The 13,984-nt window shown below is 45.0% G+C and carries 15 protein-coding genes; 4 read left to right on the top strand and 11 right to left on the bottom strand.

The features are described 5' to 3' along the window. The first annotated feature begins 180 nt into the window (after positions 1–180). A complete protein-coding gene (locus tag DVG78_RS14745; protein WP_114461836.1) occupies positions 181–1,389 on the top strand; it encodes a S8 family serine peptidase in 1,209 nt (402 codons plus the stop codon). Here DVG78_RS14745 and DVG78_RS14740 read toward each other — a convergent pair. The 3 genes from DVG78_RS14740 to DVG78_RS14730 all read right to left on the bottom strand — a co-directional run bounded on the left by DVG78_RS14740 (position 1,370) and on the right by DVG78_RS14730 (position 5,115). Beyond that, complete coding sequence (locus tag DVG78_RS14740; RefSeq protein WP_114461835.1) at positions 1,370–2,416, bottom strand: vWA domain-containing protein; 1,047 nt, start codon at positions 2,414–2,416, stop codon at positions 1,370–1,372. The genes DVG78_RS14745 and DVG78_RS14740 overlap by 20 nt on opposite strands. 71 nt (positions 2,417–2,487) lie before the next feature. Next, the gene (locus DVG78_RS14735) at positions 2,488–2,727 is read right to left on the bottom strand and encodes a DUF4834 domain-containing protein (RefSeq protein WP_114067664.1); all 240 of its coding nucleotides are present in this window, start codon (positions 2,725–2,727) and stop codon (positions 2,488–2,490) included. A 51-nt stretch (positions 2,728–2,778) separates the two neighbouring features. Continuing rightward, a complete protein-coding gene (locus DVG78_RS14730) occupies positions 2,779–5,115 on the bottom strand; it encodes an efflux RND transporter permease subunit (protein WP_114461834.1) in 2,337 nt (778 codons plus the stop codon). A gap of 100 nt (positions 5,116–5,215) precedes the next feature. On the opposite strand from DVG78_RS14730, the gene msrC reads away from it, so the two are divergent. After that, positions 5,216–5,701, top strand: a complete 486-nt coding sequence (gene msrC, locus DVG78_RS14725) for a free L-methionine (R)-S-oxide reductase MsrC (RefSeq protein ID WP_114461833.1) — start codon at positions 5,216–5,218, stop codon at positions 5,699–5,701. Between the two features lie 427 nt (positions 5,702–6,128). Here msrC and DVG78_RS14720 read toward each other — a convergent pair whose 3' ends face one another. Further along, entirely contained in the window at positions 6,129–7,115 is a 987-nt protein-coding gene (locus DVG78_RS14720) for a glycosyltransferase family 9 protein (RefSeq protein WP_114461832.1), read from the bottom strand. A gap of 78 nt (positions 7,116–7,193) precedes the next feature. On the opposite strand from DVG78_RS14720, the gene DVG78_RS14715 reads away from it, so the two are divergent. After that, complete coding sequence (locus DVG78_RS14715; RefSeq protein ID WP_114067660.1) at positions 7,194–7,517, top strand: hypothetical protein; 324 nt, start codon at positions 7,194–7,196, stop codon at positions 7,515–7,517. Between the two features lie 32 nt (positions 7,518–7,549). Here the strand turns inward: DVG78_RS14715 and DVG78_RS14710 are convergent, their stop codons facing one another. The 4 genes from DVG78_RS14710 to DVG78_RS14695 all read right to left on the bottom strand — a co-directional run bounded on the left by DVG78_RS14710 (position 7,550) and on the right by DVG78_RS14695 (position 10,490). Continuing rightward, on the bottom strand, positions 7,550–8,116 hold the full coding sequence (locus DVG78_RS14710; protein ID WP_114461831.1) for a precorrin-2 dehydrogenase/sirohydrochlorin ferrochelatase family protein: 567 nt from the start codon (positions 8,114–8,116) through the stop codon (positions 7,550–7,552). A 41-nt stretch (positions 8,117–8,157) separates the two neighbouring features. Next, positions 8,158–8,598 carry a DUF2147 domain-containing protein gene (locus DVG78_RS14705; protein WP_114461830.1) on the bottom strand — a complete coding sequence of 147 codons (441 nt, stop codon included), beginning with the start codon at positions 8,596–8,598 and terminating at the stop codon, positions 8,158–8,160. A 141-nt stretch (positions 8,599–8,739) separates the two neighbouring features. Continuing rightward, complete coding sequence (locus tag DVG78_RS30085) at positions 8,740–8,910, bottom strand: hypothetical protein (RefSeq protein ID WP_158550035.1); 171 nt, start codon at positions 8,908–8,910, stop codon at positions 8,740–8,742. Between the two features lie 104 nt (positions 8,911–9,014). Beyond that, positions 9,015–10,490 (bottom strand): xylulokinase, encoded by a 1,476-nt coding sequence (locus DVG78_RS14695; protein ID WP_114461828.1) that lies wholly within the window; start codon positions 10,488–10,490, stop codon positions 9,015–9,017. Positions 10,491–10,704: 214 nt separating this feature from the next. Between DVG78_RS14695 and DVG78_RS14690 the strand changes: the two genes are divergently transcribed. Beyond that, on the top strand, positions 10,705–11,559 hold the full coding sequence (locus DVG78_RS14690) for an alpha/beta hydrolase (protein WP_114461827.1): 855 nt from the start codon (positions 10,705–10,707) through the stop codon (positions 11,557–11,559). A 136-nt stretch (positions 11,560–11,695) separates the two neighbouring features. Here DVG78_RS14690 and gatB read toward each other — a convergent pair whose 3' ends face one another. The 3 genes from gatB to DVG78_RS14675 are packed head-to-tail and all read right to left on the bottom strand — an operon-like array spanning position 11,696 to position 13,859. Continuing rightward, positions 11,696–13,183 (bottom strand): Asp-tRNA(Asn)/Glu-tRNA(Gln) amidotransferase subunit GatB, encoded by a 1,488-nt coding sequence (gene gatB / locus DVG78_RS14685; protein WP_114461826.1) that lies wholly within the window; start codon positions 13,181–13,183, stop codon positions 11,696–11,698. Continuing rightward, the gene (locus tag DVG78_RS14680) at positions 13,180–13,689 is read right to left on the bottom strand and encodes a DUF6169 family protein (protein WP_147277089.1); all 510 of its coding nucleotides are present in this window, start codon (positions 13,687–13,689) and stop codon (positions 13,180–13,182) included. Before DVG78_RS14680 ends, gatB begins: the two co-directional genes overlap by 4 nt. Further along, entirely contained in the window at positions 13,605–13,859 is a 255-nt protein-coding gene (locus DVG78_RS14675) for a hypothetical protein (RefSeq protein WP_147277088.1), read from the bottom strand. The genes DVG78_RS14680 and DVG78_RS14675 overlap by 85 nt, the downstream gene beginning before the upstream one ends. Between the last annotated feature and the right edge of the window lie 125 nt (positions 13,860–13,984).

The raw sequence follows: 13,984 nt of genomic DNA, 5'->3' as shown, positions 1-13,984 counted from the left end.
CTCGTCGGTTTTTGGATTCAGATTGTCAGTGTGCAGTTGCAAAGTAGCGGCTGTATGCTGACAATTTTATTTTTATCAAAACAATTTCGCCCTGCTTGCCCTCGTTAAATGTATCGAATTTAACGCTCATCTCCTCCATGACCTACCTTCTACCTTTTTCTCAAAATCAACTGACTGCAAATGAAAAAGGTATCTTTTATCTTAGGATTGGTATGGATAGCCGCTTGCGAAAGCGAAAATGCACTTGAACCCGCTGCCGATTGTTTGGTGGCGGCCTCCGCTCATAGTGGCGAAGTAATTGAAGGAGAGTATATTGTGACTTTAAAAGAAAATGCAGAAACGTCGGCGCTAAGCCCGACCGCCACCAATGCGCGTATTGCGGCATTTTCGGAACAACTTCTGAGCAAACATCATCTGTCTTCTGGAGCCATTCGAACTGCTTTTGCGGGAAAAACGCGTGGTTTTGTGGCAAAGCTTTCTAAGGGAGAGGTAAATACGCTCCAAACAGACCCATCCATTGAAGTGATTGAACCCGACCGGATAGTAAGTGTGTGTGGCTGCGTAGACGTAGTCGCGCCTGCTTCGGTGACGTGGAGTACTCGGAAAACGGGGTACGGGAATGGTCAAAATTTTGCAGAAAAAACCGTTTGGATTATCGACACGGGCGTTGACCTCGATCACCCTGATTTGAACGTCGATACCCAACGCAGCCAATCGTTTATTACTGGGCAAACCTCGGCAGATGATAATAATGGTCATGGAACCCACGTGGCCGGAATTATCGGGGCGCTCAATAATACCATCGGTACTGTGGGCGTAGCTTCTGGGGTCAAATTAGTGGCGCTTAAAGCCCTTGACCAACTGGGCGAAGGACGTCTTTCGAGTGTGGTGGCGGCGGTAGCGCACGTGAGTCAAAATGGCAAAGCAGGCGATGTGGTGAATATGAGTTTGGGATTAGATGGAATTTCAAGCACGTTGGACCGCCAAGTGCAGGCAGCGGCCGACAAAGGAATTTTGTTTGCGATTGCCGCAGGTAATGACAAAAAGTTAGCCAATGGCTTTTCGCCAGGCAGACTCAATCATGCTAATGTATTTACGGTGTCGGCCGTCGATAGTACGGGCCGTTTTGCCAGCTTTTCCAATTACGGAAACGACGTGGTTGACGTAGCCGCCTATGGCGTCAGAATCCTCTCTACTTATGCCAACGGGCGTTATGCGATTTTGTCGGGTACTTCGATGGCGGCCCCGCACGTGGCAGGACTTTTATTGATTCGTGGCAATGCGGTGCCTACTTTTGGCTCGGCTATCAATGATCCCGATGGGGCTGGAGATCCTATTGCCCGCGTAAGTAGTCAATACACCACAGTGGCTAGTCTTCTAACACGTTAGCAATAAAGACAACTTTCAAAAACATCATCAATAGAAAAAAAGCTAAGGCCCAGTCGAGATACACGCGATAGAAGTCTTTGACTTCTTGATAACGCCGATTTTTGACTTTGACGCGTTCCAAATTATCTATTTGGGAGAATATGTTTTTAAGCGTGGTATTGTCGGTAGCGCGGTAAAATTGGCCATTGGTGGCTTTCGCAATTTGCTGTAATGTACCTTCGTCGGGGGCGGTTTGTGGGGTTGTAAGGGCGAGAGAGTCTGAGTTGCGCTGCGAATTGCTTACAAGGGGCTTGGGCACAGTGCGGCCGATGGCGATGGTATAGACACGTACGCCGTAGGCTTTGGACAGTTTGGCAGCCGTGATGGGGTCCAAATTGCCCGCGGTACTTTCGCCGTCACTTAATAAAACAACCACTTTTGATTTAGAGGCACTTTCACGCAATCGGTTGATACATACCGCTAAGGCGCTACCAACGGCGGTTCCTGCAATGGTAATTTGGTCATGACTGACCTCGTCCAAAAAACTGTATAGTAATTCGTAATCGTTGGTTAAGGGACAAAGAGTGAAGGCCTCTCCCGCAAATAAAACAATACCGATACGGTCTTGTAAGCGTCCGCCAATAAATGATTTGGCAACCGATTTGGCAGAAGCCAATCGACTAGGAGGCAGGTCTTTATCGCGCATGGATTCAGAAATATCCAAAGCCAGCATGATGTCAATAACTTCGGCGTCGCGCTCGGTGAGGGTGTTGATAGACTGCGGGCGAGCCAGCGCCAACAAAAGACAACTTAACCCCAAAAAGCCCGAAATAGGAAAGAGTAACCGCAGCCACACCGAGAAACTTTTTGGAGGGTCGGTATTCACAAACGTAATTCCTAACCGTTGAAAAGCACCTGCATGAAACGCTTGTCGCAGCCAAAAAGCGATGGGAATCACCAATATTCCGTACAAAAAGTAAGGATGTGCCCAGCTGAAAGCACGTAATTTAGCGAGTGAAAACCATTCGACAGAAAACCAATCCCACATGTTTATTACTGGTCAAAAGTCGATGGTTTACAGAGGTGAGAAAGACTTATCTGTAGAACAACGACCAACACTTAATCTTTTACTTCTTCGTAATCAACGTATTCGCCGCCCCGAAACCGCGATTGGTCGGAGCTAGTGGGTTTTGGTTCTACCCTGATTTCGCCTTCGCGGCGTTGGGAGGGTTGGTTTGCCTTTTTCTGTTCTTTTACCAATTGACGTCCCACCAACAACCAAAACATGAAGCGCCGGAAGGGAGGAACAAAGGCTACAAAGAAGATAAAAATGAGGAGTATGTTAAAAAGTATTTTCATTGTTTTAGGGAGATTACCTGTTAAAGCTAACCATTGGTGTTTTTTTACTATTTAGCTATTAACTAACTTTTTATTCATCCAAAGTAAAAACGTTGGCAGCAGGATTAAATTGGACAACATTCCCATTAACAACGTAATGGCGACCAAAATTCCCAACGCAACGGTCCCTTTGAAGCTTGAAGCCGTAAAAATAACAAATCCTGCAAACAGTATGATGGCATTGTAAAACATACTTATTCCCGCAAACTGAATTGTTGCAGAAACGGCTTCGCTTACACTCTTTTTATTGTTACGAAATTCGTCTTGGTATTGGGTCAAAAAATGGATGACGCTCATAGAAGAAAGCCCCAAAGCAATGCTGAAAACAATCGTGGTGGTAGCGTTTAGAGGTATTTCTCCAAAACCCATGATTCCTGCCGTCATAACCAAAGGAAGGCAGCTCGGAACTAGGGCAATCAAAATCAGGCGCCAATGACCGAAAGCTACCACCATTAATATTGCAATCAAAACGATAACTAACAAGGTACTTTCGACTGAGTTTTGTAACAAACAATCATTGCCTTTGCTAAATACCACACCACGTCCCGTAATTTTGGCTTCGTATCGTTCCTCCTTCTCAACTTGTTTGCCAGTGTTGGTATCTATATTGAACAAACTATCAATTTTGGGTTGGAGAAGTGCATGCAATGCGGCAATCCGATGGGTGCCAATGTCGTCGATTTGAAAACTGACTCGGGTATATCGCCGCGTGCTGTCCATAAAACTACTTATACGATTATCGTTGCTTTTGAAATTGCCAGCGTATTCGGCCAATTTACTGAGTTCGAGCGCATCAGGCAATACAAAATACTTAGGGTCGCCGTCTCGGTAGCCTTGGTAAATGAATTTGGTGGCTTCAACTACCGAAAGCGGTTTGCTAAACTCGGGATACTGAGCAAATTCTTTCTGCAAAAGATTAATTTTTGTCAACGTTTGAGGCGTCAAAGCGCGTCCTGGGCGGCCAGTGTCAATGTTTATTTCAAACGCCATTACTCCTTTAAAATATCTTTTGAAAAAATCTAAATCATTCAGAAGTGGGCCGTTTTGAGGGAGATTATCTGCCATAAAGCCCGTGTTTTTGATTCGGGTGAGCCCCACCAAGGCCACGATAAGCAACGCCGCCAATGAACCATAAATAACGGGGGAGCGATGGTGTACCCATCCATCAATTTTTTTCAGAAAGAAGCTGATATGTTTGTTTTCTAGGTGTCGAGGGTGTTTTTCGGGGGGGAGGGACAAATAACTGTAAAGAATGGGAAGAAGCGCCAGCCCAATAATGTAGGTGCAAAGCAGACTCAAAGCCGCAATCTGGCCGAATTCCGCCAAGAACTTACTGCCCGTTACGGAAAAGACACCAAACCCAATGGCGGTCATCAGATTGGTCCAAAAAATGATTTCTCCGATTCTGCCGGCCGTACTTTTTAGAGCTTGGCGTTGATTGCCCAGTCGGGCTAATTCTTCGTAGTATTTATTGGTCCAAAAGAAGGTATTAGCTACGCCAATCACCACCATCAGAGAGGGTAGGAGACTGGTGAGTTGGGTGATTTCGTGCCCCAAGAGGCCCATAAACCCCACACTCCACACCGCCCCGACCACGGCTACCCCCCACGAAATAAGCACCACCACCCACGAACGGAAAAAAAGCAGAATAAGCCCCGTGACTATGACGGATAAAATGCTAAAAAGTACGATTTCCTGACGCACCTTAGCGACGTATTCGGTACGGATGTAGGGCAGGCCCGATAAATGTACTTTGAGACCGTGGAGGTTTTCAAAAGCCAGTGCTTCCTGCTTGATTTGGTCGATAGATGTGTTTCTGCTTGGGTGATTGAGAGCGTCTTGTGTAAACGTAATTGCCATCAAATACGCTTTGCCATCCTCGCTGACGATAAATCCTTGGTAAAAAGGTAAACGGCTGATTTTGGCTTTAATCGAATCTACTTCGGTCTGGCTATTGGGTTTGTTGGGGATGATTTGCCTGAAATCAAATTGTTTAAGGCTGTCATTGCGAACAATTTCCACTAGATTGGCACTAGAAATAACGTCTTTGACTCCGCTAATCTTTTTGATTTTATGATTCAGTTCGTACCAATCCCTGAAAATAGGTAACGTAAACAGTTGGTCAGTAGCCACACCGACTACCAACAGATTGTCATTTTCTCCGTATCGTGCTTTAAACGATTCGTACAATTGAAAATCAGGGTTGGTTTCGGATAAAATTTGGGGTAATTCGTAAGAAAAGCGAACTTTGGTGGCTTGATACCCCATAAAGACCGTCAGGCCGATATAGGCGACCAAGAGACCAAGACGGTGTTTGAGAATAAAAGTGGATACAGTATGGCTGAACATTCGATGAGTATCAAGGTACGAAAGAATGCAAATCTAAAAATATCAGTGGAATAAGTTTAAAGTTCAGAAAGTAGTTAGCCTCATCAACCATTAAAAAATCATGGCCGAAACCTTATATCTTCCCACTACCACCGACCGCGCTGCGCTGTATGAGAGTCTGGTGCCGCAGATTGCGGCGCTTATTGAAGGTGAAAACGATTTAATTGCCAATTTGGCCAATATTTCGGCGGCACTGCGCGAGGCGTTCGGCTTTTTCTGGGTCGGATTTTACCTCAAAAAAGACCAACAATTGGTGCTAGGGCCTTTTCAGGGACCGATTGCCTGTACGCGTATTCATTTTGATAAAGGCGTGTGCGGGGCGTGTTACACCCGTAAACAAACCATTGTTGTACCCGACGTGGAACAATTTCCTGGGCATATTGCGTGCAGTTCGGCGTCCAAATCGGAGATTGTATTGCCCGTTTTTGCCCCTGACGGGAGCGTGGCAATGGTGTTGGATGTTGACAGTGACCAATTAGATGATTTCAGTGCCGTGGATGCGCAGGGATTGGGAGCCGTTGTAAAATTGGTGGAAGGGTTGCTGTGATTATTTAGCAGAGAAACCAGAAAACCGAGGAATGTAGAACCGCGAAACTGAAAAATGTAAAACCGAAAGGTTAAATCGGGAAACCGAAAAATGTAGAACTGAGAAACTGAAAAATGCAAAACCGCGAAATGTAGAACCGCGAAACTGAAAAATGTAGAACCGCGAAATGTAGAACCGCGAAACTGAAAAATGTAGAACCGAAAGGTTAAATCGGGAAACTGAGAAATGTAGAACCGCGAAACCGTGAAATGTAAAACCGTGAAACTGAAAAATGTAAAACCGCAAAACTGAAAATGTAAAACCGCGAAAATGAAAAAGGCGTGTGGTTTGTAACAAGCTGTATTTTAAACCCTAAACTTTTACATTTTACATTTTTCTGTTCTTCTGTTTATCTGTTACTTTCTTCTGTTTATCTGTTACTTCCGCTCTACTGCCAGCTTTGTCGTTTTAACTCCTTGATTTCAAATGAAAACGATAGTTCGTTCATGCACTTGAAATGACCCTTCGGGCAGCGTTTGTGGCCGATTTTGGAGCACGGACGGCAGGTAAGCTGGCGATTCTCTAGCATTACAAACTGCGTTTGATACGGATACATACCAAACTCAGGAACGGTATTGCCCCAAATCGAATAGATTTTCTTTTTGAAAGCCGCCGCCACGTGCATCAGGCCTGTATCGTGACTAAATACCAGCTTGGATTGCTGAATCAGGGAAGCCGATTGGTTGAAATTACACTTACCGCAGGCGTTGTAGATAAAATGCTTACCGATGGCCTTCTCAATCATATCACCGTTGGCGGCATCCTCTTTTCCGCCCAAAAGAACGACGGGGAAGTTGATTTTTTCGCACAGCTCAATCATGCGGTTGAGGGGGAGTTTTTTGGTCTCGTGCTGCCCGCCGATAGCGTAGGCCACAAACCCCTTTTGGTGACTTTCTGGTAACCAATCAGGCTCGATAATATCGCGGTAAGGAATGAAATAATCCAACCCTCGGTCATCGTTGACCACTCCCAATGTTTGCAGTGTGTTGAGGTAACGGTCTACAATATGAACGTTGGGTAAAGCGTTTATTTTCCAGTTGACATACAACCACTTTTCCCAATTCAGCTTGTTAAAACTAATCGCTTGCACGCCAAGTGCGGCTTTGATTTGAAGGGTTCGGAGGTTTTGGTGAAGGTCAATGACGAGGTCAAATTTCTCCTTCCGAAGCTGCTTGGCAATGCCCCAAATGCTTCCTTCCAACAGGTGTAACTGGTCGATGTAAGGGTTGTCGGTGAGCAAGTATTTGTACGAAGCCTTGGTCAAATAATGAATTTCCACATCGGGGCGCTGTGTTTTGAGGCAACGAACAACTGGGGTGGTCAAAACAATGTCACCGATGGAAGAAAAACGAATAATCAACACTTTCAGGGACATAAAACGTATAAGGGTTGGAAGAATTTGACTTTTAGTACAAAACTAACTAATTTTACTGAAAACCAGCCTCCTACTCAGATGAATGATAAACTCTTTGATCTTAAAAATGATCGCCGTTTGAGCGTTTATTTATACCGAATGGGGTTCGGGACGTGGTTGCTTTATATTTTGATGGGGGCGCCTTTTCTGCATCAATTTATTATGTATCGCACCCATTGTGCCATCATGTGCGTGATGCTGATGGTGTTTGGCTTATCGGCTTCGATGTATTATGATTACTATCATCATCACCGTGAGTTTGAACAAAAGAAGAAATGGCTTATCGTTAGCTATATCGTATTGGCGGGCCTGATTTACTTCTTAATTCTGAGAGATAAGCCTTTCAATTTCAATTTGTTTTAAGTCTTAAAAACGGCATCGCTCCCTGCTTTACCCTACTTCATTACTTTTGTGATTTCATTCAGCTTATCCATTTTTTCCTGAAAATCTCCTTTCAGCTTATTTCTGATTTGCTGTAAATTATCCAATGTCTCCTGCAAAGTATCGGGCAGGATTTCTTCCAATACTTCACGGAATCGTTTGGCAAAAGTCGGCGACTTGCCATTGGTCGAAATCGCAATTTTTAAATCTCCTTTTTTGACGACTGAGCTTAAATAAAAATCGCAAAGGTCGGGGGTGTCGGCTACGTTTATGAGTAGGCGTTTGGCTTTGCAATCTTCCTGTATCTGCCGATTGACGCTCTTATCGTTGGTACCCACAATCACTAAATCTTTTTCCTCTAAAAAAGAGGGTTTGTATACATCAACCACGAGCTTAACATGGGGATGCTGCTGCGCTAATTCGTGGATTTCAGCCCTTATTTCGGGAGCAACGAGCATTACGTCGGTTTGGGGAGCATTGGCCAATACCGCCGTAAGTTTTTCCAATCCGACGTAGCCGCCTCCCACGATGAGTACTTGAAGTTGTTCGAGTTTTAGAAAAATAGGAAAGAGCGTATTCATTTAATGTGATTTATGTAGTGGGTTTTGATGAGCCGAGCCGTTTATTTTACTCTCACCCAACTGTCGGTGCGGCCAATGAGCGACACGCCAATAAAGCCGCGTACATCCAGTTGATTGGCATTGGTGAGTTTGATTTTACAACTGTATTCTTTGCCAGTTTCGGGGTCGTAGATTTTGCCTTCTTCCCAGGTATTATTGCCTTCATATTTAAAATTACTCAGGTTGACCAAGCCTAGTAAATGCCGACTTTTTTTATGCACATCTGGGTTTTTGGCGTCGGTTCGGGGTTTGCCAGTGGCGGGGTCGTTGGGTTCTTTGAGCCATACAATTTTTCCAAAATATTTATCACCCTGTTTATAGATTTGAACATGGCCTTTTTTGGAGCCAGTAAGCCAAGTACCCAGGCAGGCATCGGGATTGGTACCCGCCAGTGCCTGCATCGACAAAAACAGCAAAAAAAGAGAAATGCGGACTTTCTTCATGGGTAGGTAAGTTTGGATTGGTTTTGTAGAAAAACGTAAATCTGCCTCGGTTTGTTATGGTATCAATAAAAGGTTGTTGTCCAAAATACCACAAAAAAAGCCGACACTCGTCGGCTTTGTATTTTTTTACTCAAAGGTGAGCTAGATTTCTTTATGTAACTCGTTGTGGTATCCTGCAAAAATAATTCCCTGAATGAGGGTGCCGAGAAGGGCAACGAATACATCGCCAAATACGAACAACAAAACGATAATAACCAAAAAGTAGGCCAGTAGCCAACCCCAGTGAACTTCCTGTTCTTGATGCGCTTCCATGTGAAAACGTTGTTTTTGTGAGTGATTGCCTAAGAAATAACGCTGCAAGTTAGGGATAAATCCCCCTTTGTCAAAGTACAGCGCTTTGACAAAGGGGCGAAATGTTATATTTTTTTCAATGCTTCTTCCCAAACGGCGTAGGTGTTGGCGTATTTTTCTTGTAAATCGGCCAACGGCTCCACCGTGGCGATTTGCGTCAGACCGTTGAAAGCTGATTTGAAATCAAACACACCCGTACCAATACCCGCCGCCCGGGCGGCTCCCTGCGCTCCGTCAGTATCGTATAACTCAATGGTAGCGCCCGTGGTGTTGGCAAAGGCTTCGCGGAACAATGGACTCAGGAACAAATTGGCGTGACCAGCGCGTACGGTATGCGTTTGGACCCCCATTTCTTTCATTACCTGTAAACCATACTGAAGCGCAAATACAATACCTTCCTGCGCCGCTCTGAACACGTGCGCGGGCGTGTGGGTATTAAAGTTGATTCCCTGCAACTGACCACCCAACAAACGGTTTTCGAGCACGCGCTCGGCTCCGTTGCCAAAAGGCAAAAACGTGAGTCCTTCGGCACCGACGGGCGTTTGCGCGGCCTGTTGGTTCATTTCATCGTACGAAATGCCGCCTGCAAAACGACGTACCCAACTGTTCAGAATTCCCGTTCCGTTGACGCACAACAATACGCCGTTGCGCTGCTCTTCGGGGGTGCTGTTGACGTGCGCAAAGGTATTCACGCGTGAGAGTGGGTCGGAGGTAGCCTGAGCGTTGATGCCGTACACCACGCCCGAAGTCCCCGCCGTAGTAGCTACTTCGCCCGGATTCAGCACGTTGAGTGAAAACGCATTGTTGGGCTGGTCGCCAGCGCGGTAGGCGATGGGGATTCCTACTTTGAGGCCTAGTTCCGCTGCTGCCGAAGCCGAAAGCTGACTTTGGGGAGAGAAAGTATCCACTATCTCAGGTATCAATGACGAATCAAACCCGTATAAGTCGAGGAGTTTTTGGGAGACTTTTTGCTCGGCAAAATCCCAGAAAATCCCTTCGGAAAGCCCCGAAACGGTGGTTTGCGGCGTGCCCGACATGCGCATAGCGAGGTAATCGCCAGGGAGCATGAAATAGCGAATTTGCTCAAAGATTTGTGGTTCTTTGTCTTTTACCCATTTGAGCTTTGACGCCGTAAAATTGCCCGGTGAATTGAGCAAATGCTGTAAACTATAGTCATTGCCTAAGTCATCAAAAGCATGATTGCCGATTTCAACAGCGCGGCTATCGCACCAGATGATAGAGGGGCGCAGGGGGCGTAAGTCTTTATCCACTACCACCAAGCCGTGCATTTGGTACGAAATACCAATGCCCGCTACCAGCGCGGGGTCAAAGGGATATTTGGCTTTTAACTTATGCGTGGCATCGACGGCTTCCTGCCACCAACTGTCGGGGTGCTGCTCGGCCCAACCCGCTTCGTGGGCAATCATTCCCATTTCCTGGTCGGGCGAGGTGCCCGTGGCGAGGGCTTTGCCCGTTTCTATATCCAACAAAGCAACTTTTACGGACGAGCTGCCTACGTCGTAGCCTAAAAGGTATTTCACAGGTAAATAAGTTATGGTAAGTTAATATGCAAAAAAGCGAAAAATGGCTGATTTTACTTAAAATCACGGCAAAGGTAAGCAGTAAGCGCTTTTCAATCACGCAAAGTCGCTAAGGAGCAAAGAAATAAAAGTAGGGGCAATGAAAATTCTCATTGCCTACTCTCGCTTCCCACGTCTTTATTGCTATTTTCGTAGAAAAAATAGGTTAAAACCGATGCTTGAGTTTTTTACCACCGAACGCTTGATTTGGATTGGGGGGATTTATGTCGTCCTGTGCATTGTTGCGTATTTGATTCAGGGCAAATTTATCTTCAAACCCGAGAAACTCCCACAGGATTTTGAATACAAGTACGAGGATTTGTTTGAAGAGCTTTTTTTTGACCCCGAACCCAACGTTCGCATCAATGCACTGCGGTTTTATCAGGAAGAAGCCTCGCGCGGTTTGTTGATCTACTTTCACGGCAATACGCGCAGCATCAAAGGCTGGTCCAAATACGCCAAGGATTTTACGCAGCACGGCTACGATGTATTGATGATTGATTACCGTGGTTTTGGAAAAAGCGTAGGCAAACAAACTGAGGATGGTATCAAAAACGACGCCCAGTACATCTACAATAAAATGCGCTCCAAATATGGCTATGTTGAAGAAAAAATTATCATTTACGGGCGTTCGTTAGGCTCGGGCTTTGCAACCAAACTTGCCTCGGTTAACCACCCCAAAATGCTGATTCTGGATGCACCGTATTACAGTTTTACGCGTTTGACCACGCGTTTTCTGCCTTTTTTGCCCGTTTCTTACATCCTCAAATTTTCCATTCGGACCGATGTTTGGATCAAATACGTCAAGTGCCCTATCTACATTATTCATGGTACCAAAGATGTGCTGATTCCATTTCGGTCGAGCGTACGCCTCGCCAATCTGGTGCCGCAATCGTCGCGCCTGATTCCCATCTACGGCGGTGGGCACAATAACCTGCCCGATTTTCCCGAATACCATCGCCACTTAGCCGACATCCTCAATGACCGCTTTGATTTGATTTTTGATAAGTATGAGAAAAGATTGGAGTGAGGAATGTTTGAAGTTCTGCTTGTATTTTTCTGATTGAGCTACAGTAGAAACGTTTGATAATGAGAAGGTAATATCTGTTTTTGGTAAATTTATAGTTTAAAAGCAGCGGTCGGTTTTAAACCGACCGCCACAGATTTTACCCCAATTTCTTGCCCAATAGCTGATTGACCACTTTCGGGTCGGCGCTGCCCTTTGATTTTTTCATGACTTCGCCCACAAACAAGCCCATCAATCCTTTTTTGCCTTTTTTGAATTCCTGCACTTTGTCAGCCATCGCAGTCAAAACTTCATCGACTATGCCTTCCAAAGCACCGGCGTCGCTGTTTTGCAGCCAATTGTTTTGTTTTGCTACTTCTAGCGGATTTTGCGTTGGATTTTCGAGCAAAATCGGTAAAAGCTTGTGCGAAGCCGTCGTGTGACTTACCTGATTGCTTTCCACCAATTTGATTACTTCTGCCAATTGAACAGGAGAAAGTGGAAATTGGTCGGCTGTCTTATCGGAATTCTCGTTTAAATACGTTTTGACAGGTCCTAAAACCCAATTGGCGGCCGCTTGGTAATTTCCAGCCTTCGCGCTCAATTCTTCAAAATATAAAGCTACTTCTTTGGTGTCGGTCAGTGTAGTCGCGTGGCCTGCCGAGAGCCCGTATTTTGTGGTAAATTTCTCAAACAACTGACGCGGTAGCGGCGGCATTTCGTCTTGAATTTTGGCCATCCATGCGTCAGAAATAAATACTGGGGCTAAATCGGGCTCTGGAAAATAACGGTAATCGTTCATGGTTTCTTTCACCCGCATCCCTGAGGTTTCGCCCGTTTCGGGGTCAAACATGCGCGTTTCCTGCAAAATTGTTTCCCCATTTTCTACCATTCCTACCTGCCGGCGGAACTCCGTTTCAACGGCCTTCATTACGTTCCGAATGGAGTTCATATTTTTAACTTCCACCTTCGTTCCCAAGGGCAAAGTACCCTTCAAACGAACCGAAACGTTGAGGTCACAGCGCAGCGAGCCTTCTTCCATATTGCCGTCGCAAATGTCAATAAACCGAACCAACTGCCGAACGGCGGTCAAAAAAGCGCCTGCTTCTTCCGCAGAACCAATGCAGGGGTCGGTCACCATCTCAATGAGTGGCGTGCCAGCGCGGTTATAATCCAATAGAGTATCGGTCAAAGCTCCGTCATGAACCGACTTTCCAGCATCTTCTTCTAAGTGGATATGGTGAATCTGCACTACTTTCTCGACCGTTTTTCCGTGTTTATCTTTGTACATCACGGGAATTTGGCCGCCGACACAAATCGGGAATTTATCTTGCGAAAGCTGATAACCTTTGGGCAGGTCGGGATAAAAATAGTTTTTGCGATCAAAAATCGTATTTCGGGTAATAGAACACCCACATGCCAAGCCCATTCTTACGGCGTACTCAACGGCTTTTTTGTTCAACTTGGGCAAGGTGCCTGGATGTGCCAGCGTAATCACGCTGATGTTGGTATTGGGCTCACTGCCAAAGTGATTGGCATCAGACGCAAAAATTTTGGTGTTGGTCTGCAATTGGCAATGTACTTCCAGGCCAATCACAATTTCGTATTTGGCAAGTACTTCGGGCGCTAGGTTGAGTGTATCGGTCATTTATCTTCGGTGTAGCCTCCCGTCACTTTACGGAAAGCGTCAATAATTTCAACAAAATAGGGATTCTCTCGGTGTAAAATTAATGTGTTTATATAAATTACGCCCATTTCGTCAATAATAAAGGCATCAACTTTCATGAACTGAGTTGTTTTAAACTTCTCAAACCATAATCCAAACTTATGGGAACGGGCGAGATGGCGGGCATCGGAAGTATCACAGATATAGACAATAATTCTTTCACGATTTTTAAAGAAATCAGTCACTATATCTGCAATGGTAAACATAATGAATGCGTCAGGAGGAATTTTGTCGTCTGAATTTTTACGTTCAGTAATGGCAATGACCATTTCATAAACTTCAGTGGAAAACTCCTCCTTCTCATCAAATAAATAACTTGAAGGCTTAAATTTTACTTCATACGTTATTTCGTAATTTGTATCAAAGGTGTAAGAATTGTTACGCCCTCCACGAAAAACAAAATTATAGCCTTTTGAGTCGCGTCCCATTTTTTTTTATTTTGTTCACGTAGCTTACGTACTGCCTCCTGATACTCAGGTGTTTTTGCTTCTTCTTCAATTTCCTTTTCCAGTTCTCGTTTACTTGCCAATAGTCGCTTGGCCCAAGCAACTGCCCGCTCCTGACGAACTTGCTCCTCGGTTTTTGCTATCGTTTCCATAGTCATTGGATTTTTTACAAAGATAATGATTCAAGCTATAAAATTTTTTAATAGTATGCTTGCATACTATTTTTGTTTCTCCTAATTTTGTACACAAGCAGAACAATAACAAAATTCCTAAAGAC

Source organism: Runella aurantiaca (genome assembly GCF_003339505.1).
GTDB lineage: Bacteria > Bacteroidota > Bacteroidia > Cytophagales > Spirosomataceae > Runella > Runella aurantiaca.
Note: the sequence above shows the minus strand (reverse complement) of the source record. Positions and strands in the feature narration are given on the sequence as shown.